General features: G+C 70.8%; 20 protein-coding genes and 3 pseudogenes. 13 read left to right on the top strand and 10 right to left on the bottom strand.

Annotation, left to right across the window (positions count from 1 at the left end):
- The first annotated feature begins 32 nt into the window (after positions 1-32).
- Entirely contained in the window at positions 33-2,207 is a 2,175-nt protein-coding gene (locus tag ACIGA3_RS06800) for a 3-hydroxyacyl-CoA dehydrogenase NAD-binding domain-containing protein (RefSeq protein ID WP_399711254.1), read from the top strand.
- A gap of 63 nt (positions 2,208-2,270) precedes the next feature.
- Here ACIGA3_RS06800 and ACIGA3_RS06795 read toward each other — a convergent pair whose 3' ends face one another.
- Entirely contained in the window at positions 2,271-2,504 is a 234-nt protein-coding gene (locus ACIGA3_RS06795) for a hypothetical protein (protein WP_399711252.1), read from the bottom strand.
- 49 nt (positions 2,505-2,553) lie between these two features.
- Entirely contained in the window at positions 2,554-2,757 is a 204-nt protein-coding gene (locus ACIGA3_RS06790; RefSeq protein ID WP_399711250.1) for a hypothetical protein, read from the bottom strand.
- A gap of 171 nt (positions 2,758-2,928) precedes the next feature.
- Between ACIGA3_RS06790 and ACIGA3_RS06785 the strand changes: the two are divergent.
- The 5 genes and pseudogenes from ACIGA3_RS06785 to ACIGA3_RS06765 form a co-directional block, all read left to right on the top strand.
- A pseudogene (locus ACIGA3_RS06785) lies at positions 2,929-3,685 on the top strand (DUF6879 family protein).
- A 15-nt stretch (positions 3,686-3,700) separates the two neighbouring features.
- Positions 3,701-4,552 carry a Scr1 family TA system antitoxin-like transcriptional regulator gene (locus ACIGA3_RS06780; RefSeq protein WP_399711248.1) on the top strand — a complete coding sequence of 284 codons (852 nt, stop codon included), beginning with the start codon at positions 3,701-3,703 and terminating at the stop codon, positions 4,550-4,552.
- 17 nt (positions 4,553-4,569) lie between these two features.
- Positions 4,570-4,734 carry a hypothetical protein gene (locus ACIGA3_RS06775; protein WP_399712545.1) on the top strand — a complete coding sequence of 55 codons (165 nt, stop codon included), beginning with the start codon at positions 4,570-4,572 and terminating at the stop codon, positions 4,732-4,734.
- Entirely contained in the window at positions 4,727-5,170 is a 444-nt protein-coding gene (locus ACIGA3_RS06770; RefSeq protein WP_399711247.1) for a hypothetical protein, read from the top strand. Before ACIGA3_RS06775 ends, ACIGA3_RS06770 begins: the two co-directional genes overlap by 8 nt.
- A 53-nt stretch (positions 5,171-5,223) precedes the next feature.
- Positions 5,224-5,460, top strand: a pseudogene (locus tag ACIGA3_RS06765) (transposase); the annotation flags it as partial.
- A 45-nt stretch (positions 5,461-5,505) separates the two neighbouring features.
- On the opposite strand, the gene ACIGA3_RS06760 reads toward ACIGA3_RS06765, so the two are convergent.
- The 3 genes from ACIGA3_RS06760 to ACIGA3_RS06750 form a co-directional block, all read right to left on the bottom strand.
- Entirely contained in the window at positions 5,506-6,246 is a 741-nt protein-coding gene (locus ACIGA3_RS06760) for a class I SAM-dependent methyltransferase (protein ID WP_399711245.1), read from the bottom strand.
- A gap of 241 nt (positions 6,247-6,487) precedes the next feature.
- Complete coding sequence (locus tag ACIGA3_RS06755) at positions 6,488-6,994, bottom strand: DinB family protein (RefSeq protein WP_399711243.1); 507 nt, start codon at positions 6,992-6,994, stop codon at positions 6,488-6,490.
- An 86-nt stretch (positions 6,995-7,080) separates the two neighbouring features.
- Complete coding sequence (locus ACIGA3_RS06750; protein ID WP_399711242.1) at positions 7,081-7,806, bottom strand: MerR family transcriptional regulator; 726 nt, start codon at positions 7,804-7,806, stop codon at positions 7,081-7,083.
- A 208-nt stretch (positions 7,807-8,014) separates the two neighbouring features.
- Here ACIGA3_RS06750 and ACIGA3_RS06745 point away from each other — a divergent pair, with 208 nt between their 5' ends.
- The 3 genes and pseudogenes from ACIGA3_RS06745 (at position 8,015) to ACIGA3_RS06735 (ending at position 10,727) form a co-directional block, all read left to right on the top strand.
- The gene (locus tag ACIGA3_RS06745; RefSeq protein WP_399711240.1) at positions 8,015-9,481 is read left to right on the top strand and encodes an amino acid permease; all 1,467 of its coding nucleotides are present in this window, start codon (positions 8,015-8,017) and stop codon (positions 9,479-9,481) included.
- Between the two features lie 42 nt (positions 9,482-9,523).
- Positions 9,524-9,831, top strand: a pseudogene (locus tag ACIGA3_RS06740) (hypothetical protein).
- Positions 9,828-10,727 carry a PfkB family carbohydrate kinase gene (locus tag ACIGA3_RS06735; RefSeq protein ID WP_399711238.1) on the top strand — a complete coding sequence of 300 codons (900 nt, stop codon included), beginning with the start codon at positions 9,828-9,830 and terminating at the stop codon, positions 10,725-10,727. Before ACIGA3_RS06740 ends, ACIGA3_RS06735 begins: the two are co-directional and overlap by 4 nt.
- An 8-nt stretch (positions 10,728-10,735) precedes the next feature.
- Here the strand turns inward: ACIGA3_RS06735 and ACIGA3_RS06730 are convergent, their stop codons facing one another.
- Positions 10,736-12,226: a M1 family metallopeptidase gene (locus tag ACIGA3_RS06730; protein ID WP_399711236.1), complete on the bottom strand. Its 1,491-nt coding sequence runs from the start codon at positions 12,224-12,226 to the stop codon at positions 10,736-10,738.
- A 173-nt stretch (positions 12,227-12,399) separates the two neighbouring features.
- On the opposite strand from ACIGA3_RS06730, the gene ACIGA3_RS06725 reads away from it, so the two are divergent.
- The 3 genes from ACIGA3_RS06725 (at position 12,400) to ACIGA3_RS06715 (ending at position 17,239) form a co-directional block, all read left to right on the top strand.
- On the top strand, positions 12,400-14,361 hold the full coding sequence (locus tag ACIGA3_RS06725; protein WP_399711234.1) for a Xaa-Pro dipeptidyl-peptidase: 1,962 nt from the start codon (positions 12,400-12,402) through the stop codon (positions 14,359-14,361).
- A 189-nt stretch (positions 14,362-14,550) separates the two neighbouring features.
- Positions 14,551-15,585 carry an oxidoreductase gene (locus ACIGA3_RS06720; RefSeq protein ID WP_399711232.1) on the top strand — a complete coding sequence of 345 codons (1,035 nt, stop codon included), beginning with the start codon at positions 14,551-14,553 and terminating at the stop codon, positions 15,583-15,585.
- Positions 15,586-15,598: 13 nt separating this feature from the next.
- Positions 15,599-17,239, top strand: a complete 1,641-nt coding sequence (locus tag ACIGA3_RS06715; protein WP_399711230.1) for an ABC-F family ATP-binding cassette domain-containing protein — start codon at positions 15,599-15,601, stop codon at positions 17,237-17,239.
- Positions 17,240-17,288: 49 nt separating this feature from the next.
- Here the strand turns inward: ACIGA3_RS06715 and ACIGA3_RS06710 are convergent, their stop codons facing one another.
- The 3 genes from ACIGA3_RS06710 to ACIGA3_RS06700 all read right to left on the bottom strand — a co-directional run bounded on the left by ACIGA3_RS06710 (position 17,289) and on the right by ACIGA3_RS06700 (position 20,772).
- Positions 17,289-19,718, bottom strand: coding sequence for a Tex family protein (locus ACIGA3_RS06710; protein ID WP_399711229.1), 2,430 nt, complete (start codon positions 19,716-19,718; stop codon positions 17,289-17,291).
- A 91-nt stretch (positions 19,719-19,809) separates the two neighbouring features.
- Positions 19,810-19,929, bottom strand: coding sequence for an LPFR motif small protein (locus ACIGA3_RS06705; protein WP_254641675.1), 120 nt, complete (start codon positions 19,927-19,929; stop codon positions 19,810-19,812).
- Between the two features lie 87 nt (positions 19,930-20,016).
- On the bottom strand, positions 20,017-20,772 hold the full coding sequence (locus ACIGA3_RS06700; protein ID WP_399711227.1) for an enoyl-CoA hydratase/isomerase family protein: 756 nt from the start codon (positions 20,770-20,772) through the stop codon (positions 20,017-20,019).
- A gap of 263 nt (positions 20,773-21,035) precedes the next feature.
- On the opposite strand from ACIGA3_RS06700, the gene ACIGA3_RS06695 reads away from it, so the two are divergent.
- A complete protein-coding gene (locus ACIGA3_RS06695) occupies positions 21,036-21,530 on the top strand; it encodes an ATP-binding protein (protein WP_399712456.1) in 495 nt (164 codons plus the stop codon).
- A gap of 36 nt (positions 21,531-21,566) precedes the next feature.
- Here the strand turns inward: ACIGA3_RS06695 and idi are convergent, their stop codons facing one another.
- Complete coding sequence (gene idi, locus ACIGA3_RS06690; protein WP_399711225.1) at positions 21,567-22,160, bottom strand: isopentenyl-diphosphate Delta-isomerase; 594 nt, start codon at positions 22,158-22,160, stop codon at positions 21,567-21,569.
- Positions 22,161-22,227 lie beyond the last annotated feature (67 nt).

Below are 22,227 nucleotides of genomic sequence, written 5' to 3'. Positions count from 1 at the left end.
GGAATCAAGCGACTTCAACGGAGACGACTGTCATGACCGAGAGCACCACCATCCGCTGGGAACAGGACGACACCGGTGTCGTCACCCTCGTCCTGGACGACCCGGGCCAGTCCGCGAACACCATGAACCAGGCGTTCCGCGACTCCCTCGCCGTGATCACCGACCGGCTGGAGGCCGAGAAGGAGTCCATCCGGGGCATCATCTTCACCTCCGCCAAGAAGACCTTCTTCGCGGGCGGCGACCTGCGCGACCTGATCCGGGTCACCCCCGAGACCGCGCAGGACCTCTTCGACGGCGGCCTCGCCATCAAGCGGAACCTGCGCCGCATCGAGACCCTCGGCGTGCCCGTGGTCGCCGCCATCAACGGCGCGGCCCTCGGCGGCGGCTTCGAGATCGCCCTCGCCTGCCACCACCGGATCGCCCTCGACGCCCCCGGCTCCCGCATCGGCTGCCCCGAGGTCACCCTCGGCCTGCTTCCCGGCGGTGGCGGCGTCGCCCGTACCGTCCGGCTGCTCGGCATCACCGACGCGCTGCTGAAGGTGCTGCTCCAGGGCACCCAGTACAACCCGCGCCGCGCCCTCGACAACGGGCTCGTCCACGAGGTGGCCGGGACGCCGGAGGAGCTGACCGCCAAGGCCCGCGCCTTCATCGACGCCAACCCCGAGTCCAAGCAGCCCTGGGACCGGCCCGGCTACAAGATCCCCGGCGGCACCCCGGCCAACCCCAAGTTCGCCGCCAACCTGCCGGCCTTCCCGGCGTCGCTGCGCAAGCAGACCGCCGGCGCGCCCTACCCCGCGCCGCGCAACATCCTGGCCGCCGCCGTCGAGGGCGCCCAGGTCGACTTCGAGACCGCGCAGGTCATCGAGGCCCGCTACTTCGTGGAGCTGGCCGCCGGGCAGACCGCGAAGAACATGATCCAGGCGTTCTTCTTCGACCTCCAGGCCGTCAACTCCGGCCTCAGCCGGCCCCAGGGCATCGAACCCCGCAAGGTCCGCAAGGTCGCCGTGCTCGGCGCGGGCATGATGGGCGCGGGCATCGCCTACTCCTGTGCCCGCGCGGGGCTGGAGGTGGTCCTCAAGGACGTCTCCCTGGAGGCGGCCGCCAAGGGCAAGGGGTACTCCGAGAAGCTGTGCGCCAAGGCCGTCGCCAAGGGCCGTACCAGCCAGGAGAAGGCGGACGCCCTGCTGGCCCGGATCACCCCGGCCGCCGACGCGGCCGACCTCGCGGGCTGCGACGCGGTGATCGAGGCGGTCTTCGAGGACACCGCGCTCAAACACAAGGTGTTCCAGGAGATCCAGTCCGTCGTCGAGCCCGACGCGCTGCTCTGCTCCAACACCTCCACGCTGCCCATCACCGCGCTGGCCGAGGGTGTCGAGCGCCAGGGCGACTTCATCGGGCTGCACTTCTTCTCGCCGGTCGACAAGATGCCGCTGGTCGAGATCATCAAGGGCGAGCGCACCGGCGACGAGGCGCTGGCCCGCGCCTTCGACCTGGTCCGGCAGATCAACAAGACGCCGATCGTGGTCAACGACTCGCGCGGCTTCTTCACCTCACGGGTGATCGGCCACTTCATCAACGAGGGCGTCGCCATGGTCGGCGAGGGGCTGGAGCCGGCGTCGGTGGAGCAGGCGGCAGCACAGGCCGGCTACCCGGCGAAGGTGTTGTCGTTGATGGACGAGCTGACCCTGACCCTCCCGCGCAAGATCCGCGCCGAGACCCGGCGGGCCGTGGAGGAGGCGGGCGGCACCTGGACCGCGCACCCCGCCGACGAGGTCGTGGACCGCCTGGTCGACGAGTTCGACCGCCCCGGCCGCAGCGGCGGCGCCGGCTTCTACGACTACGAGGACGGCAAGCGCACCGCCCTCTGGCCGGGCCTGCGCGAACACTTCACCAAGCCCGGCCACGAGATCCCGTTCCGCGACATGCAGGAACGCATGCTCTTCGCCGAAGCCCTGGACACCGTACGGTTGTTGGAGGAAGGCGTCCTCACCTCCGTCGCCGACGCCAACATCGGCTCCATCCTCGGCATCGGCTTCCCCGGCTGGACCGGCGGCGTCCTCCAGTACATCAACGGCTACGAGGGCGGGTTGCCGGGCTTCGTAGCCCGCGCGCGGGAGCTGGCAGACCGTTACGGCGACCGCTTCACGCCTCCGGCACTGCTGGTGGAGAAGGCGGAGCGGGGCGAGACCTTCACGGACGCCCACTGACGTACCGCCACATGTGAGTGCCCCCGGTCGAATCGGTCCGCCGGGGGCGCCGCGTGTTGTGCGTCACGGACCAGGTCGCGGCCCCGCCGGGCGGTGAATACCGGCGGGCCGCTCCAGCAGCAGCTCATCCCCGGCGCGGAAGCGCTCAGTGCCACCTTCCTCCCACGTCACGACCACGAACAGGCCGCCCATCGCGCCGATGTCCGTCCTCGTCGCCTTGATCGTGCGCCACTGCCCCTCGTAGCCGATCCGGTCTCCGGGGTTGACGAGGGCGGCCACCTTGGTCGGCTTGGTCACCGCGAGTCCTCGACCTGCGTGATGCGCTCCAGCGTGTCCGGTCTCCCGCTCACTCCCGACCGCCGTCCCGTAGCGTGTCGGCCAGCCGTGCGGCCACGTCGGCGCGCACGCGCCCCAGCTCAACGAGCTTGAACGCGGGGGACGCGACGTCGACCCCGAGCGACGGTAGGACGATCCCCACCTCGGCCAGTGCTGCTCTGAGGGACTCCATCGCTGTGAACGGGTCGATGTCCCGCTGTTTCTCGGTCGCCATGAACAGGACGCTGGAACTGGGGTGTTGGGGGGAGTGCGCGTTTTTCTCGATTTTTCTCGCGTACTGGCTTGCCTAGCTCGTTTTTTCGCGTGAAGGTGGGCGGAACTCGTGGTGGAGCGACCCCCACCGGGCAATGCTGGGGCGATCAGCCTCCGGCGAAAGGATCTGGTCATGGCCCGACGACTGCGGTTCAACGGGACGGGCAGCGGCGAAGGTGGCTGCCCCGGCGATTCATGAAGACCTCGACACGGGTGAGGTCATCGTGCACGGGCCGCGCCTGACCGACCCGGACGTCCTCGCCCAGCTCCAGCACATCGGCGAGGACGAAATCCCGATCGTGATGCCCCGCAACACGCTGATCGACTTCGGCCCGAAGGACCGCGACGCCGAACCGCGCGTCTTCACCCCCGAGCAGTTCGCCCGACTCTTCGAGAACTTCCAGCACAGCGCGTGGCACCTGGAGATGCGCAAGCGCTACGCGGTCGATGAGGCCACGGACACCTACGCGCAATTCGCCAGGGGCGAGGCACCGACATGGGACGTCGACACCCCATGGAGCCAGGGCATTCGGGCCAAGACGGCGGATGGCGTGTACGTCGGCCGGGTGCGCATCGTGGACAACCCACCGACCGAGGGGCAGCGGTACCTGCTCGCGCACGCCGAGAAGAACGCCGCCTTGGGCGAGGATGTACGCAACATGTGGCGCGAGGACGCCAAGCGGGTCAACCTGCCCGACGAAGATTTCTGGATCTTCGACTCGCACATCGTCGCCGTGTGCATCTTCGATGATGACGACAACCTGACGGGTGCCGAGCTGATCACGGAACCGGCGCGCGTCAACCAGTACAACCGACTGCGGGACGTGGCCCAGCACCACGCCACCCCGTTCAGGAAGTTCGCGGCGGAGCTGGCCGCGAAGGAGGAGTAAAGCAGGTATGTGCCGGTGAGCACCGACTACCAGCAGGCCCGTGAAGCGCTCGGGGTTCGGCTCCGGGAGCTTCGGTTGTCCTGCCCTGACGGTCGGCTCACCGGCACTGCCTTGGCACGCAAGCTCGGGTGGCCCAACTCGAAGGTCTCGAAACTGGAGCTGGGCAAGCAGACGGCCACTCCCGAGGACCTGCAGCAGTGGGCCACCGCGTGCGGTCAGGTCGCGTCCTACGACGAGCTTCGGGCCAGGCTGGCGGGGTTCGAGTCGCACATCCGGTCATGGCGCAGGCAGCTCGTCGGCGGGCACAAGCCCGTGCAGGACGCCCACAACGACGCACAGGCCAACTCGAAGGTGCTGCGCACCTGGGAATCCTCATGGGTCGTGGGCGTTCTCCAGACCCCCGACTATGCGCGCGCCGTGCTGACCCGGTCCGTCGAGCTGCACCGGTCGCCGCGCGACGTTGAAGAAGCCGTCCGTGCCCGGATGAGGCGTCAGGAACTCCTGTACAGCGGGTGCAGGCGGTACCACATCATCCTCTGGGAACCGGTCCTGCGCTCGCTTGTCTGCTCGCCCTCGGTGCTGGCGGTCCAGCTCGACCGCCTTACCGGGGTCATCGGCATGGACACCGTGGAACTCGGCATCGTCCCGCTTACCGCGTCCTTGAAGGTCCCGCCCGGCCTGGGCTTCTGGATCTACGACGACCGCCAGGTCGTTACCGAGGCGTGGCACGCCGAGTTGTGGGTCGATGACGCCGACAGCGTCGCCCTGTACCTCCGGACATGGAAGACCTTGCGTGAGTCCGCCGTGTACGGGCCCGATGCCCACAACCTCATCAACGCGGCCCGCCGCGCCCTGAATGTTCGTTGACGTTTCGGGTGCACTCCGTGTTCGGCATCGGCTTCCCTGGCTGGACCGGCGGCGTCCTCCAGTACATCAACGGCTACGAGGACGGGTTGCCGGGCTTCGTAGCCCGCGCGCGGGAGCTGATGGAATCGGAAGCAGAAGCCCCCGCAGGGGACACCAGCGGGCACACTGCCTTACATGCGTGACGACGACCTGATGCCGGAAGCAATCATCGGCCTTCTGCGCAGTACTTGGGACGAGTTGCTCGAAGAGGTGTACGCCGCGGTGACCGGCGGCTGGCTGGCCAAGCACTTGGAGGAGACAGGAGACCCCGGCGACGCAGAGGTCTTCATGAACGAAAAGTCGCTGGACGAGGCCGTGTTCGCGCTTGCTCAGGCCGTAGAGAACACGTCAGGATTCCGTCTGCCCGGAGACAGCGACGCGTGGCACCGCTCCCGTGTGCACGCAGCCCTGGAAACCGCCAGCGACCTCATTTGTCAGTCCCAGGTGACGGCCGCCGCGAACGGCCTCGACCCCGTACCCCGCTCGACGGCCGCACACGCTCTCCTCGCCGGTGCTGTCTACCAACTGCGCCAGGCCCGTGCCGCCCGGCAATTCTGGAAGTACGAGAAAAGCCACTAGGTCCTGTCCGGCGGATCATATGACCGTCGGGCCGGTGGGTCGTTGTGCTCGGTATGGGGCGGGGTGATCTGACGAATGCGGAGTGGCTGCGCCTGGAGCCGCATCTGCCGTCTGTCGGGCGACGCGGCGGCCGTTGGAGCGATCACCGAAGAGTGGTCAACGGGATCCTTTTCCGCGTGCGGACCGGCATACCGTGGCGGGATCTTCCTGAGCGTTTCGGCAGTTGGAAGACCATCTACGAACGGCATCGCCGCTGGTCGGCGGATGGCACGTGGGGCAGGATCTTCCAGGGCCGACCGGAGAGGGGATACCTTCGCGTCTCGGTGTGGCGGTGCTTACGGTTTGTGGGTTACCCAGAGCAGTTCCGCCGGCCAGCGGTGTGCCCAGTCGGGCGGGTCGGTCTGGTTGTAGCCGTTGGGTGTTCCGGGGGCGGGTCGCGGCTCGATGAGGTCGTCGATGACGAGACCCGCGCCGCGCAGGACCCTGATCCAGTCGCCGTAGGTGAGCTGATAGCTGACCGCGTCCTGGCCTTCGGCGATCGTGTCCAGCCCGAAGTAGTCCTGCTGCAGCGTCGTGGTCACGCGGCTGGCGGCTTCGTCGTAGCAGGCTTCGAACCAGGGGCTGGCGACGTTGAACACCAGGCGCCCGCCTCGGCGCAGGATGCGTGCGGCCTGTGGGACGGCCAGGTGCGGGGGCGCCCAGCTGAGCCCACCGAAGTCGCAGAACACCAGGTCGAAGCTGTCGGCGGCGAAGGGGAGTTGTTCGGCGGCGCCTTGTACCAGCGGGTAGCGGGCCGCTCCCATCGCGCGGGCCGCTGCGGCGAGCTGGGCTTCGGACAGGTCGAGCCCGACCACGGTCGCGCCCTCGGCGGCGAGCGCCCTGGACCACTGGCCGGCGCCGCAGCCGAGTTCGAGGACGCGCTTGCCGGTGACGTCGCCCAGGGCGCCCAGGTGCGCGTCGGGGACGGAGTACATGCCCCACAGCCGGGGTGCGGCGCCGATCTGCGGGTCGTGCTCGTGCTGGTAGGCGCTGCTGATCCGGTTCCAGAGCCGCCGGTTGGCGGGGATGCTGTCCACGCGCCGACTCAAGCACTGCCTGTCGGAGGCGGTCAACGCGATTGTGCTGCGACCGGGAAGGTTCACCGGCTCACGGGTGTCCTGTCCGGCTGCCGATGCGATTGGGTGGATCGATCGACCCGATCCAGCGTCAGGAGGCTTGGTGGCAGCTCGGGTTCAAGTCCGCGGGATCGCCGACTGCGAGGGGCAGAAGCTGCAGCATCGTCCGGCGGAGCAGCACGAACAGCCCGCCGGACAGTGCCTAGTCGCCGGTCGTGCCGTCGAGCATCTCGCGCAGGATGTCCAGGTGGCCGTTGTGGCGGGCTGTCTCCTCGGTGAGGTGGAGGAGGATCCAGCGCAGGTCGACATGGAGACCGTCACGGATGGCTCGCTGGGCCTGCTTGTCCAGGCCGTTCCCGGCGACCAGCTCGCGGTAGCGGGCGCTGTGTTCCGCGTACTCGTCGAGCAACTGCGTGAGCGGGAAGTCGACGGCGATACGCATCTCGCGGTCGGGGTCCTCCTCGGTCCAGGGGCCCCGGTCCTCTTCGCCGAGGAAGACCACCTGGAACCAGTAGTACTCGACCCAGCGGAGGTGGTTGATCACTCCGCTCATGGTCATCAGGGGTGAGCCCGGCAGGAGCGCCCTGCGTGCGTTCTCCGCCGAGACGGCATCGCACTTGGCGCGGGCGGTGTCACGTGCGTAGTCGAGGAACGTGGTGAGCTGGGTGCGCTCGTCCCACGCGGGCGGCGTGTCATCGATTCTGGTCATCGCGCGAAGCGTCCCCGATCCCCGCGACCGATGTCGAGGCATTTAACGACGGGCCCGACCTGCCCCACCCAGCCGCCGGACAGGCCCTAGTCCTCCCGGCTGCGCCCCGCGTCCTCGCCTCCCAGCCACTCCCGCACCTCCTGCCGTAGCGACCGCTGGAACGTGGTCAGGAGGGCCTGGATGACCAGGGGCTGCATGTGGGCGGAGAGCGAGCGCACGTCGCGGGCGTCCCGTTCGGTGACCGCGTCGCGGAGGAGGGACGAGAGTTCCTGGGCGGCCGCGCGGGAGTGGTCGAGGAGGGTGGTGCGGGCGGCGAGGATGACCTCCTGGGAGAAGGGGAGGTCCAGGAGCTGTACGGCGAGGCGCAGCAGGCCGGAGTCGACGCGGTAGGTGTCGTCCGCCTCGGTGGGTGCCAGGACGTCCATCGCCGCCAGGCGCCGTACGTCGTCGTCGGTCAGGCGTCGGCCGGCCCGGCGGTCCAGCTCGGCGCGGCCGACCGTCTCCACCGCCTCCGGGGCCCAGGAGGAGACCACCGCCCGGTGCACCGCGAGGTCCTGCGCGGTCAGGTCGGCGGGCAGGCGGCTCAGGTAGCGCTCGATCGCCGCCAGCGTCATCCCCTGGAGCCGCAGCTCCTCGATCAGCGCGAGGCGGGCCAGGTGCTCACGGCCGTACCGGCCGACCCGGCGGGGGCCTATCTCGGGCGGTGGGAGCAGCCCGCGGGTGCCGTAGAAGCGGACCGTGCGCACGGTGACGCCGGACCGTGCGGCCAGCTCGTCGATGGTGAGGGTGGGGTCCTCGGCCTCGGTCGTCATCGCAGCAGTATCGCTGTCGCAGCAAGAGTGTGAAACCCGCGAAGGTCATGTGAGAAGTGCCGCTCTGTGACGTGGACCACCGCATATCGGGTGATCTCTCTGGGAAGCTGCTGCCTTGGTCTGTACCGCGACACGATCGTGCGGCGCGGGCCGCCCTGTAAGGAACCGGTCCCACGTGGCCCGGGAGTACCAGAGAGTGGAACGATCCGTGAGCAAGGACGCCGTTGACTCGGCCCCGGCCACTGCCGCAGCGCAGCAGGCCCAGACGCCCGCGGACGCGGGCGACGCCGGTTACAGCAAGGACCTGAAGCCCCGGCACGTCAACATGATCGCCATCGGCGGCGCCATCGGCACCGGCCTGTTCCTCGGAGCGGGTGGCCGCCTGCACAACGCGGGCCCCGCGCTCGCCCTGGCCTATCTGGTCTGCGGAGTCTTCGCCTTCTTCGTGGTCCGGGCGCTGGGCGAGCTGGTCCTGTACCGCCCGTCCTCCGGGTCCTTCGTGTCGTACGCGCGCGAGTTCCTCGGCGAGAAGGGCGCCTATGTCGCCGGCTGGATGTACTTCCTGAACTGGTCGACCACCGGCATCGCCGACATCACCGCGATCGCGCTCTACACGCACTACTGGAGCATGTTCACGTCCATACCGCAGTGGGTGCTGGCACTCGTCGCGCTGGCCGTGGTGCTCGCCGTGAACCTGATCTCGGTGAAGATCTTCGGCGAGATGGAGTTCTGGTTCGCCATCATCAAGGTCGCCACCTTGGTGGGCTTCATGCTCATCGGCATCTTCCTGCTGGCCACCCAGCACGACGTGGGCGGCCACCAGCCCGGCGTGAGCCTCATCACCGACCACGGCGGGATCTTCCCGCACGGCATGATGCCCGTCGTCCTCGTCATGCAGGGCGTGATCTTCGCGTACGCCGCGCTCGAGCTGGTCGGCGTCGCCGCCGGTGAGACCGAGCACCCCGAGAAGGTCGTCCCGCGCGCGGTGAACTCGATCATGTGGCGCGTCGGCGTGTTCTACGTCGGCTCCGTCGTGCTGCTCGCCCTGCTGCTGCCCGGATCGGTGTACTCCGCCGACCAGAGCCCCTTCGTGACCGTCCTGTCCAAGGTCGGCATCCCGGCGGCCGGCGACGTGATGAACCTGGTGGTGCTCACCGCCGCCATGTCCTCGCTGAACTCCGGCCTGTACTCCACCGGCCGCATCCTGCGCTCCATGGCCATGGCCGGTTCCGCGCCGAAGTTCACCGCCCGGATGAACCGCAGCCAGGTCCCGTACGGCGGCATCCTGCTGACCTGCGCGGTCTGCGTGCTCGGCGTCGGCCTGAACTACCTCGTGCCCAGCCAGGCGTTCGAGATCGTGCTGAACGTCGCCTCGCTCGGCATCATCAGCACCTGGGTGATCATCATGGTCTGCCACATGATCTTCGTCCGCCGTGCCCGCGAGGGCCGGGTCACCCGGCCGCGCTTCCAGCTGAAGTTCAGCCCGGTCACGGAGATCGTCACGATCGCCTTCCTGCTGGTCTGTCTCGGCATGATGTGGAACGACCCCGAGGTCGGCCGCCGCACCCTCTACCTGATCCCGCTGATCGCCGTCCTGCTGGTCGCGGGCTGGTTCGGCGTCCGCCGCCGGGTCAGCGCGAACACCGACCGGGAGCTGACCGACCTCACGAAGTAGCAGCTCAGGGCCACTGTCAGTGGCAGCCCTTACGGTGGCGTCATGTCGGAGATCACTTACATCCGGGGTGACGCCACCGCGCCATGTGCGGAGGGCGCCCGAGTGATCGCCCATGTCTGCAACGACATCGGCGGCTGGGGGAGGGGCTTCGTCTCCGCGCTGTCCAAACGGTGGCCGGGCTCGGCCGCCTCGCGGACCAGATGATCGAACTCGGTGCCTCCGTGCACATGCCCCGCATAGGCTGCGGTCTGGCGGGCGGCGAGTGGCCGCTCGTGGAGCCGCTCGTCAGCGGGCGGCTGGCGGGACGGGGCATCCCCGTCACCGTGTACGACCACGGGGAGGGCGCATGACGGACGTACTGGTGCTGGGCGGAGCCGGGGTGGACACCATCGTCCGCGTGCCCGAGCTGCCGCTGCCCTTCGCCGACAGCTATCACGTCGACTCCGGGGTGCACACCCGCGCCGGGCAGACCGGCGACTTCGTCGCACTGGGCCTGGCCACGCTGGGCCTCGACGTCCACCACCTCGACTTGATCGGCGACGACCCCGAGGGCGACCTCGTCCGCGCCCTGCACCGGGACCGGGGCATCGCCCTGACCGCGCTGCCACAGCCCGCCGGCACCAAGCGCGCCGTCAACCTGGTCGGCCCCGACGGCCGCCGCCTCTCCCTGTACGACACCAGCCGCGCCCGCCCCGGCGACCGCTTCCCGGACGACGTGCTGCGTTCCCTCGCGGCGGCCGCCCGGCATGTCCACGTGACCATCACCCAGCCCTGCGCCGAGGCCCTGCCGCTGCTGAGGGAGACCGGCGTGCCGCTCTCCACCGACCTGCACGACTGGGACGGCGAGAACCCGTACCACGAGCCGTACGCCCTCGCCGCGGACCTCGTCTTCCTCTCCGCGGCCGCCCTCACCGACCCCGAGCGCACCATGCGCCGGATCGCGGAGCACGGCCGCGCGCAGGTCGTCGTCGCCACGGCGGGCGCCGAGGGTGCCCATCTGCTGGCCGACGGCGAGCTGACCCACGTCCCGCCCGCGACCCCACCCGCCCCGGTGGTCGACTCCAACGGCGCGGGCGACGCCTTCGCCGCCGCCTTCCTCTACGGCCGCCTCACGGGGGAGGACCCCGAGTGCTGCGCCCGCTACGGCGCCCTCGCGGGCGCGTACGCCTGCACGGTCCCGGCCACCCGCACGGACGCGATAGGCCGTGACGGCCTCCTCGGGGAGGGAGCCGTCACGGCCGGGTGAGGCGGCGGTCAGTGCGCGTGCACGTCGTTCGTCGCCTCGATCTTCTTCCACGACTTCGGCTGAGCCGCCTTCGCCGTGAGGGACCTGGCCGATGAGGCCGAGCCCCGCGCGTCCGGCTTCGACGGCTGGAACAGCCAGGTGTCGAAGAGCGCGGCCAGCGGCTTGCCGGACACCTGCTCGGCGTACTTCTGGAAGTCGGCCACCGAGGCGTTGCCGTAGGCGTGCTTCTTCGGCCAGCCCTTCAGCACGGCGAAGAACGCGTCGTCGCCGATCTCCTCGCGCAGCGCCTGCACGGCGAGCGCGCCACGGTCGTAGACGGCCAGGTCGAACTGGGCGTCCGGGCCGGGGTCACCGGGCTTGACGGTCCAGAACGGGTCGTCGGCCGGGTGCGAGGCGTACACGTAGTCGGCCAGCTCGCGCGTGGTGCCCTCGCCCTCGTGCTCGGACCAGAGCCACTGCGCGTACCGGGCGAAGCCCTCGTTGATCCAGATGTCCTTCCAGCCCTTCAGCGACACGTCGTCGCCGTACCACTGGTGGGCGAGCTCGTGCACGACCACCGAGGTGTTGGAGCCGGCCGCGAACTGCTTCGGGCTGTAGTAGACGCGGGTCTGCGTCTCCAGCGCGTACCCGGTGGTGGTGTTGGGGACGTAGCCGCCCGCCGAGGAGAACGGATACGGCCCGAAATAGCCGCTCAGCCAGTCCACCAGCTCACCGGTGCGCTCCACGCTCGCCCGCGCCGCGCCGTCGTTCGCGCCGAGGTCCTTGCTGTAGGCGTTGATCACCGGCACCCCGCCCTCGGAGGTGGAGGTGGTGATGTCGAACCGGCCGAGCGCGAGCGTGGCCAGATAGGTCGCCTGCGGCTTGTCCTGGCGCCAGTTGTAGCGGGTCCAGCCCAGCTTCGAACTGGTCGACGCCAGCGTGCCGTTGGAGATCGCCTGGGTGCCGTCCGGCACCGCCACCGACACGTCGTAGGTGGCCTTGTCGCTGGGGTGGTCGTTGCTGGGGAACCACCACCAGGCCGCCTCGGGCTCGTCGGCCGCGATCGCGCCGTCCGGGGTGCGGTGCCAGGTGGAGAAGCCGTACGCGCTCTTCGTGGACGGCACCCCGCTGTAGCGGACGACCACGGTGACCTGCGTCCCCTTGGCCAGCGGGGTCTTCGGGGTGACGACCAGTTCATGCTCACCCGAAGTGGTGAACGCGGCCTTGGTGCCGTTGACCCGCACCTCGCTCACATCGAGCAGGAAGTCCAGGTCGAAGCTGGACAGGTCCTGCGTGGCCTTCGCCAGGATGGTCGCGGTGCCCTGCAGCTCATCGGTCTTCGGCTGGTACTGGAGCCTCAGGTCGTAGTGCGAGACGTCGTAGCCGCCGTTGCCGTACTGCGGGTAGTAGGGGTCGCCGATGCCCGGCGCGCCGGGGGCGAACGTCGCGGCCGATGCCGGGATCGCCAGCAGGAGGGAGGCCGCGGCCAGGGCGCCCGGCGCGATGATTCTGCGGTGCACGTCAGCTCCAAGTCTTCTGGACAGGAAGTCTGTTCGGAGCCTATTCAGTCCCGGCCGCTCCTGGCGTGTCCACGACCCCTGTTGTCACACGATCGCCATTCAGCCGTCACGCGTCCCGGTGACCGCCGAAAGGCCCTCTTCTGTACGGGTGTTGACGGGAGTAGCGTCCGCCCATGCCGAATCGCTCGCTCTGGAGAATGCTCGCGGTCCTGGCCGTCGGCGCACTGACGGCCGTCCTCCTCGCACCGTCCGCCGCGCAGGCGGCACCCCGCGAGAGCAGGCCCGTCTACTCGTACGCCGACGCCGTGCGCGAGTCCGTCTGGGTGGACACCGGCCTGGACGAGGACGGCGACGGCCACGCCGACCGCGTCGCCGCCGACATCGTCCGCCCCGCCGAAGCCGCCCGCGAGGGCCGCAAGGTGCCCGTCATCATGGACGCCAGCCCCTACTACTCCTGCTGCGGCCGAGGCAACGAGAGCCAGCTGAAGACGTACGACGCGCAGGGCCATGTGGTCCAGATGCCACTCTTTTATGACAATTTCTTCGTTCCCCGCGGGTACGCGTTCGTCGGCGTCGACCTCACCGGCACCAACCGCAGCGACGGCTGCGTGGACGTCGGCGGCCGCTCCGACATCCGCTCCGCCAAGGCCGTCGTCGACTGGCTCGGCGGCCGCGCCCGCGCCTACACCACCCGCACGGGCAGTACCCAGGCCAGAGCGAGCTGGACCAACGGCGCCACCGGCATGATCGGCAAGAGCTGGGACGCCACCATCGCCAACGGCGTCGCCGCCACCGGCGTCAAGAACCTCAAGACCATCGTCCCGATCAGCGGCATCTCCTCCTGGTACGACTACTACTTCGCCCAGGGCGCCCAGCTCTACGACGGCGGCCCCGACGAACTCGCCGGATACGTCGAGAGCGACCAGGCCCAGGCCCACTGCGCGGCCGTACAGAAGAAACTTGCCGACGGCAGCCCCGACTCCGGGGACTGGACCAGCCTGTGGACCGAGCGGGACTACGTGAAGGACGCGGGCAAGGTCCGCGCCAGCGTGTTCCTGGTGCACGGCATGCAGGACCTCAACGTCCGCACCAAGCACCTCGGCCAGTGGTGGGACGCGCTGGCGAAGCACGGCGTCGAGCGGAAGATCTGGCTCTCCCAGACCGGCCACGTCGACCCCTTCGACTACCGGCGCGGCGCCTGGGTCGACACCCTGCACCGCTGGTTCGACCACGAACTCCTCGGCTACGACAACGGCATCGACCGCGAGCCCATGGCCGACATCGAGCGGCACCCCGACCAGTGGGCCACCTCCGCAGTCTGGCCCCCGCGCGACACCCGGACCACCACGCTGTACCCGGCCCGTGGCAGCACCGCCGGCGTCGGCACCCTGGGCCTGCGCCGGGCCACCGGCACCGAGACCTTCACCGACGACCCGGGCCGGAGCGAGACCGACTGGGCGGCCGACCTGACCAGGCCGACCCCCGACAAGGCCGCCTTCATCACCCCGGCGCTCACGAGCCCGCTGCGGATCTCCGGCTCCTCCCGGGTGACCGTCACCGCCACCCCGAGCACCAGCAGCGCCCACCTGTCCGCCGTCCTGGTCGACCTCGGCCCGGACACCATCCGGGACTACGCCGACAGCGCCGAGGGCATCACCACCCTCACCGGGCGCACCTGCTGGGGCGAGAGCACGGCCGGGGACAGCGCCTGCTTCAAGACCACCGCTGCGAAGACGGCCGACGTGGGCGCCACCGTCGTCAGCCGGGGCTGGGCCGACCTCGGCCATCACGCCTCGCTCGCCAAGGGCGCCCCGCTCACCCCCGGCCGGGCCTACACCATGACCCTCGACCTCGCCGCCACCGACCACGTCGTACCTGAGGGCCACCGGCTGGCGCTGGTCGTCGCGGGCACCGACAAGGACCTCATCGAACCGCCCTCCACCCGCCCCACCCTCGCCCTCGACCTCGCCCGCACCACCGCCCGGCTCCCGCTGACCGGCGGCCCGGCCGCCCTGGACCGCGCGACGGCGGCAGTGCCCGCGCAGCGCACCCTCCCCGTCGTCGGCACCCCGAGCTGCCTGACCGGCCACGGCGACGGCTGCACCACCACCGGATCGGGAGGGCCCCAGCGGTAGGGGGGCGGCTGCAGGGGAGGGCGCGACTTCACGCCGTTCCGTCCAGCGCGGTACGACCCCATACGCCCTCGACCACGCGTACGCCCGCCGCCCGGCAGGGCCCGCTCCCGGCCCCCGCCGCAGGCCGGGGCCGGAAAACACCGGCCTGCGGCGGGCGCTGCGCGGGCGAGACGCGGGAACACTCATCTCATGTCACCCGCCTACGCCACCTTCGGCCTGGAACCGGCGACCCGCGTCGGCGCCGTTCTCGCCGACGGCGGCTACCAGGTCCACCGCGACTTCGTGGACTTCGTCGTCGACGGCAGCCCGCTGCTGTTCCGGCTCTCCGACCTGGACGCCGTGTCGCCGCTCGCCGCCGACCTCCCGCCCGCCGTCCTCGACGCGCAGGTGCGCGCCCTGCTGCTGGAGGACGAACCCCCGCTGCCCGGCGGCCGGTTCGTGCTCTACGGCTGCCCGGAGTGCGCCGACCTGGGCTGCGGCGCCGTCACCGTCGTCATCGAACGGGACGGCGACGACTTCCGCTGGCGGGACTTCGCCTGGCAGACCGGTGAGCACGTCGACCTCGAACGCGACGGCTATCACGGCACCGGCCCGTTCCGCTTCCACGGCCCCGCCTACCGCGCCACCCTCACCGCGCTGCTCGACGGCACCCACGACGCCGCTCCACCGCGCCGGGTGCTCCTCATCGGCCCCCGCGCCGGCCTCCTCGCCAAGCTCGCGGCCGCCCTGCGCGGCATCGGCATCGGCGCCGACATCACCCAGGACGCCGGCGCCGTCCCCGCAGAGGAACTCAGCTGCTACGGCGCCGCGTTGACCGGGCCCACGCTCCCGGAGGCCGAACGGGCCGCCCTGCGCGAGACGTTCAAGGACACCGACACCGCCCTCGTGGACGCGCCCGCCCCGGTCGTCCCGCTCCTCGTCGCCCAGCTCCAGCAGGCCCTGGACCGGGCTCCGGAAGGGCGCCGCCGCCTCACCGCGCTGACCGCGACCCCGTACGCCGCCGAGATCGAGGTGACCGCACCGGGCCGCGTCCAGCTCACCGCGTACCGCTTCGACCGGCTCCGCCGCACCCGCACCCACACCGTCCTGGACGCCGCCCTCGGCCCCGGCCACCACCGCCTGCCGCTCGACCCGAGGACGGTCAGGGGCGAGGCGTACCTCGTGGCCCGCACCTCCGGCGGCGTCCTGGTGGCACCGGTCCGGGGCGACCCGGCCCGCGACTAAAATCGGGGATCTGATGACTGCCACCCTCGTCGCCAAGAACCTCGCCGCCGGCCACGGCGACCGCTCCCTCTTCACCGGGCTCGACCTCGTCGTCGCACCCGGTGACGTGATCGGGCTGGTCGGTGCCAACGGCGCGGGCAAGTCCACGCTGCTCAAGATCCTCGCCGGACTCACCCCGCCCGAGGAGGGCGAGCTGCGGCTCTCCCCGCCGAGTGCGACCGTCGGCCACCTCCCGCAGGAGCCGGAGCGCCGGCCGGGCGAGTCCGTGGCTGAGTTCCTGGCCCGCCGCACCGGCGTCGCCGAAGCCCAGCGCACCATGGACGAGGCCACCCAGGCGCTGGTCGACGGCGCGCCCGGCGCCGACGACGCCTACGCCACCGCGCTGGACCGCTGGCTGAATCTGGGCGGCGCCGACCTGGACGAACGCGCCGAGGACGTGGCCGGCACCCTCGGCCTCGCCGTCGGTCTCGACCGGCCCATGACCTCTCTGTCCGGCGGCCAGGCCGCCCGCGCCGGACTCGCCTCCCTGCTGCTCTCCCGCTACGACGTCTTCCTGCTGGACGAGCCCACCAACGACCTCGACCTCGACGGCCTGGAGCGGCTGGAACGCTTCGTCACCGGCCTGCGCGCGGGCACCGTAGTCGTCAGCCACGACCGCGAGTTCCTCACCCGCACGGTCACCAAGGTCCTCGAACTCGACCTGGCCCAGCAGCAGATCAACCTCTACGGCGGCGGCTACGCGGCCTACCTGGAGGAGCGCGACGTGGCCCGCAGGCACGCCCGCGATGACTTCGAGGAGTACGCCGACAAGCGCGCCGCCCTCCAGGACCGGGCGCAGACCCAGCGTTCCTGGATGGACAAGGGCGTCAAGAACGCCCGGCGCAAGGCCGGCGCCGACAACGACAAGATCGGCCGCAAGTTCCGCAGCGAGGCCAGCGAGAAGCAGGCCGCCAAGGCCCGGCAGACCCAGCGGATGATCGAACGCCTGGACGTGGTCGAGGAGCCCCGCAAGGAGTGGGAACTGCGCATGGAGATCGCCGCCGCCCCGCGCTCCGGCGCGGTCGTGGCCACGCTCCGGGACGCCGAGGTCCGGCGTGACGGCTTCACCTTCGGCCCGGTCTCGCTCCAGGTCGACTGGGCCGACCGGATCGCGGTCACCGGCGCCAACGGCGCGGGCAAGTCCACCCTGCTCGGCGCGCTGCTCGGCCGGGTCCCGCTGGACTCCGGGGACGCCACGCTGGGCTCAGGAGTGCTGGTCGGCGAGGTCGACCAGGCCCGCAAGCTGTTCCACGGCTCCGAGTCGCTGCTCGACGCCTTCCAGGCGGCCGTCCCGGACACCGAGCCGGCGGAGGTACGTACCCTGCTCGCCAAGTTCCGCCTGAAGTCCGGCCACGTACTGCGCCCGGCCGTGTCCCTCTCGCCCGGCGAGCGCACCCGCGCCGCCCTCGCCCTGCTTCAGGGCCGGGGCGTCAACCTCCTGGTCCTGGACGAGCCGACCAACCATCTCGACCTGCCCGCCATCGAACAGCTGGAGTCGGCCCTCGACTCCTACGACGGAACCCTCCTGCTGGTCACCCACGACCGCCGCATGCTGGACGCGATCAAGGTGACCCGCCGCCTGGAGGTCGCGGACGGCAAGGTGACCGAACGCTGAACCCCGTCCTCGGCCCGGCCGGACAGCCGGGCCGAGGACGGGGAGCGGGTCAGCGGCGGCCCTTCTTCGGGTCGACCAGGCCCGCGCGGCGCAGCGCGTCGGCCATGGCGTCGTTGGCCGGTGCCGGGGCCGGACGGCCGCCCCGGTCCTTGCCGCCACCGTTGCCCCGGCCCTGGCCGCCCTGGCCCTGACCCTGGCGGCCCTGACCCTGCCCCTGCCCCTGCCGCTGCTGCGGCGGTCGGCTGCCGCCGCCCCGCTGCTGACGGGGAGCGCCCGGCTCCCGCGGGGCCGCCTCGTCGTCCAGCCGCAGCGTCAGCGCGATCCGCTTGCGCGGGATGTCCACGTCCAGGACCTTCACCTTGACGATGTCACCCGACTTGGCGACATCACGCGGGTCCTTGACGAACGTCTTCGACATCGCCGAGACATGGACCAGACCGTCCTGGTGGACGCCGATGTCCACGAACGCGCCGAAGGCGGCCACGTTCGTCACCACACCCTCCAGCACCATCCCCGCCGACAGGTCGGAGATCTTCTCCACACCCTCCTTGAAGGTCGCGGTCCTGAACGCCGGACGCGGGTCACGCCCCGGCTTCTCCAGCTCCTTCAGGATGTCGGAGACGGTCGGCAGACCGAAGGTGTCGTCCACGAAGTCGGCGGGCCTGAGCGAACGCAGCACCCCGGTGTTGCCGACCAGCGAGGCCACTTCCTGCCCCGCTGTCTTCACCATCCGCCGCACCACCGGGTACGCCTCCGGGTGCACGCTGGAGGAGTCCAGCGGGTCCGTGCCGCCCCGGATACGCAGGAAGCCCGCGCACTGCTCGTACGCCTTCGGGCCCAGGCGGGACACCTTCTTCAGCTCCACGCGGGAGGTGAACGGGCCGTTGGCGTCGCGGTGCGTCACGATGTTCTCGGCCAGCGTGGCGGAGATGCCGGACACCCGCGAAAGAAGCGGCACGGACGCGGTGTTGACGTCCACGCCGACACCGTTCACACAGTCCTCGACCACCGCGTCCAGCGAGCGGGACAGCTTCACCTCGGACAGGTCGTGCTGGTACTGGCCGACACCGATCGACTTCGGGTCGATCTTCACCAGCTCGGCCAGCGGGTCCTGCAGACGCCGGGCGATGGAGACCGCGCCGCGCAGCGACACGTCCATGCCGGGCAGCTCACGGGAGGCGTACTCCGACGCCGAGTACACCGACGCGCCCGCCTCGGACACCATCACCTTGGTGAGGTTCAACTCCGGGTGCCTGGCGATGAGTTCGGTCGCCAGCTTGTCCGTCTCGCGGGAGGCGGTGCCATTGCCGATGGCGACCAGGTCGACCGTGTGCTCCTTCGCCAGCCGTGCCAGCTTGGCGATCGCCTCGTCCCACTTGTTGGCGGGGACGTGCGGGTAGATCACATCGGTGGCGACGGCCTTGCCGGTCGCGTCGACCACGGCCACCTTCACCCCGGTGCGGAAACCGGGGTCCAGGCCCAGCGTGGCACGGGTGCCGGCCGGGGCGGCCAGCAGCAGATCGCGCAGGTTGGCGGCGAACACGTCGACCGCCTCGTCCTCGGCGGCCGTACGCAGCCGCAGCCGCAGGTCGATGCCGAGGTGTACGAGGACGCGGGTGCGCCAGGCCCAACGGACCGTGTCCGTGAGCCACTTGTCGCCGGGACGGCCCCGGTCCGCGATGCCGAAGCGCCCGGCGATGATGCCCTCGTACGACGACCGGCCCCCAGCCGGCTCCGTCGGCTCCTCCGGCTCCAGGACGAGGTCGAGGACCTCCTCCTTCTCGCCGCGCAGCATCGCCAGAACGCGGTGCGAGGGGAGTGCGGTGAACGGCTCGGTGAAGTCGAAGTAGTCGGCGAACTTGGCGCCCGCCTCCTCCTTGCCGTCCCGCACCTTGGCGGCCAGCCGGCCGCGCGTCCACATCCGCTCACGCAGCTCGCCGATCAGGTCGGCGTCCTCGGAGAACCGCTCCGTCAGGATCGCCCGCGCGCCGTCCAGGGCGGCCTGCGTGTCCGCGACGCCCTTGTCCGCGTCCACGAACGCGGCCGCGGCGGCCGCCGGTTCCACCGACGGGTCGGTCAGCAGACCCTCGGCCAGCGGTTCGAGACCGGCCTCGCGCGCGATCTGCGCCTTGGTGCGCCGCTTGGGCTTGTACGGCAGGTAGATGTCCTCCAGGCGCGCCTTGGTCTCGGCGCCCCGGATGCGCTCCTCCAGCTCGGCGGTGAGCTTGCCCTGCTCGCGTACCGACTCCAGGATCGCGCTCCGGCGCTCCTCCAGCTCGCGCAGATACCGCAGCCGCTCCTCGAGGGTGCGCAGCTGCGCGTCGTCGAGGAGTTCGGTGGCCTCCTTGCGGTAGCGGGCGATGAAGGGCACCGTCGAGCCGCCGTCCAGCAGCTCCACCGCGGCCTTCACCTGCCGCTCCCGTACGCCGAGTTCCCCGGCGATCCTGCTTTCGATGGACCCTGTGAGGGGTGTCGTCACGATCCCGTACCGCCTTCTCCGCTTAACGTTGCGCGGCAATTGTGGCAGGCGGCACGGGGATACGGACGACAGGGCACACCGGTCGCCCGCGTCAGGCCCGCCCGCTCGAAGCTCCGCCGAACAGCCGGGCGAGCGCCCGGAACGGCAGGGTGACGACGGTGGCGATGGCGCCGCCTATCTGGCGCAGCACATCGGCAATGGCACGGAACATGAGAGAACTCCAATCCACCCGGCGGTTGCCCGGTCCGCACCGGGTACCCCACGCTCGGCCCACCACGCCCGCCGCACCCCTGCCGGTTCACCTTGCCGTAGGCACGCTCCAGGTGAAGCGGGGCGCCCTGCGCTCCAGGAAGGCGGTCACGCCCTCTTCCGTGTCGGTCGAGGCGAGGGCCTGCGACGTCCAGTGGGTGTCGCGGTCGGTGTGGCCGTCGGCGTACTCCTTGGCGGCGGCCTGGGTGAGCTGGGAGCGGGTGGTCAGGGTGGCGGTCAGGGAGGTGATCCGTTCGTCCAGATCGCCGGCCGGGAGCACCTCGTCCACCAGGCCGGTGCGCAGGGCGCGGCTGGTGTCGATCAACTCGGCCGAGAAGAGGAGGTACTTGGCGGTGGCGGGGCCGACCAGGGAGACCAGGCGCCGGGTGGAGGAGGCGGGGTAGACGATGCCGAGCCTCGCCGGGGTCACGCCGAACAGCGCTCCCTCCTCCGCCAGCCGCAGATCGCAGGCGGCCGCGAGCTGGGCCCCGCCGCCCACGCAGTGGCCCCGGATCGCGGCGAGCGTCGGCTTGGGGAACGCGGCCAGCGCCTCCTCGGCGGCCACCGCGAGACCCTGCGCCTCGGCGGACGAACCCCGCAGCGTGGAGATGTCCGCGCCCGCGCAGAAGGTGCCCCCCTCCCCGGTGAGCACCAGCACCCGTACCCCGGGATCGGCGGCCAGGTCCGCCAGCAGCGGCGGCAGCGCCCGCCACATCGCGGCCGTCATGGCGTTGCGCTTGGCCGGGTGGCGGATGACGACGGTGGCGACGCGGTCGGTGACAACGTGCGACAGCTGGGGCTCCATGGGGCGGATGCTATCGACGCCGACCGGGCGAGTGCCGGTGCCGTCCGGGGCCCCGGTCCGGACCTGACCAACCCGTACAACCTGAATAGTTCTCGAACCGGACATCCGGACGACAAGAACGGTCGTCCAAGCGACCACACTGTGCGAGAGCGGTCGGAACCGTTCGATACTCGCTGACTTGTGTTCAGTCCTCCGGGGCGGACCCCATCGTTACCAACACTCGACGTGTGGTGACAATCGAGCGCGAGGGTGGCGACCGGACGATGGACAACCACGGGCGCGGGGGTGTGCCGCGGCCGCCGGAGGGCGCCGGGCTACCGCCCGAACCCCTGCCGTACGAGGGCGTGTGGCGGTTCACCGCCCCCGCCGTGGACGCCTCCGTCCCGCAGGCGCGGCACGCCGTGCGGGACCTGCTGATGCGCCAGGGCGTACCGGTCGCGGACGAAGTGGTGGACGGGCTGCTGCTGATCGTCTCCGAGCTGGTCACGAACGCCGTCAAGCACGCGGCGCTGCTCTCCCCGATGCTCGGGGTCGAAGTGGCCGTCGGCGCCGAGTGGGTCCGGGTCTCGGTGGAGGACAACCACCCCTACCGCCCGACCGCGCTGGAGGCCGACCACGCCCAGACCGGCGGCCGGGGCCTGCTGCTGGTGCGCGAGGTGGCACGGGAGGCGGGCGGCGCGGTCGACGTGGAGCACACGGCGAGCGGCGGCAAGGTGATCTGGGCCGCCCTGCCGCTCAAACCCGCGCTGTCCAGATGAGGGTCCGCGAGGCCAGGAGACGGCCCCGCGCGGGGCCTACCAGCCCGCGGACGACCCCGTCAGCTCCTTGATCGCCGGACGCGCCGCGTCCAGCACCGTCATGAACCACGCGGAGAACGGCTCCCGCGCGTGCCGCTCCGCCAGCTCGGCCGCCGTCACGAAGGCGGTCTCGCCCACCTCCTCCGGGTCCGGTGCCGGCGTCTGCTGGACCAGCCCGACGAAGAGGTGGTTGTACTCCTGCTCCACCAGGCCCGACGCCGGGTCCGGGTGGTTGTAGCGCACGGTGCCCGCCTGGGCCAGCAGCGAGGGCGAGACCCCCAGCTCCTCGTGCGTACGCCGGGCCGCCGCCGCGAACGGCGCCTCACCGGGGTACGGGTGGCCGCAGCAGGTGTTGGACCAGACACCGGGGGAGTGGTACTTGCCGAGCGCCCGCTGCTGGAGCAGCAGCCGGCCCCGTTCGTCGAAGAGGAACACCGAGAACGCCCGGTGCAGCTGCCCCGGTGGCTGGTGGGCGGCCAGCTTCTCCGCGGTGCCGATCGTCACGCCGTTCTCGTCCACGAGTTCCAGCAAGATCGACTCCGCGGTGCCGTTCGACGAGAGTTGCGTCTCGGTGGCAGGTGTGATCGGCATACCCATCCTTCGCGTCGGTCTTCGCGCTCCAAGTCTGCCGTACGAAACCGGCACTCCCGGCACTTCC

The organism is Streptomyces sp. NPDC085596 (genome assembly GCF_044541565.1).
In the GTDB taxonomy this organism is placed as follows: Bacteria; Actinomycetota; Actinomycetes; order Streptomycetales; family Streptomycetaceae; genus Streptomyces.
This window is presented reverse-complemented; position numbering and strand designations above follow the sequence as displayed.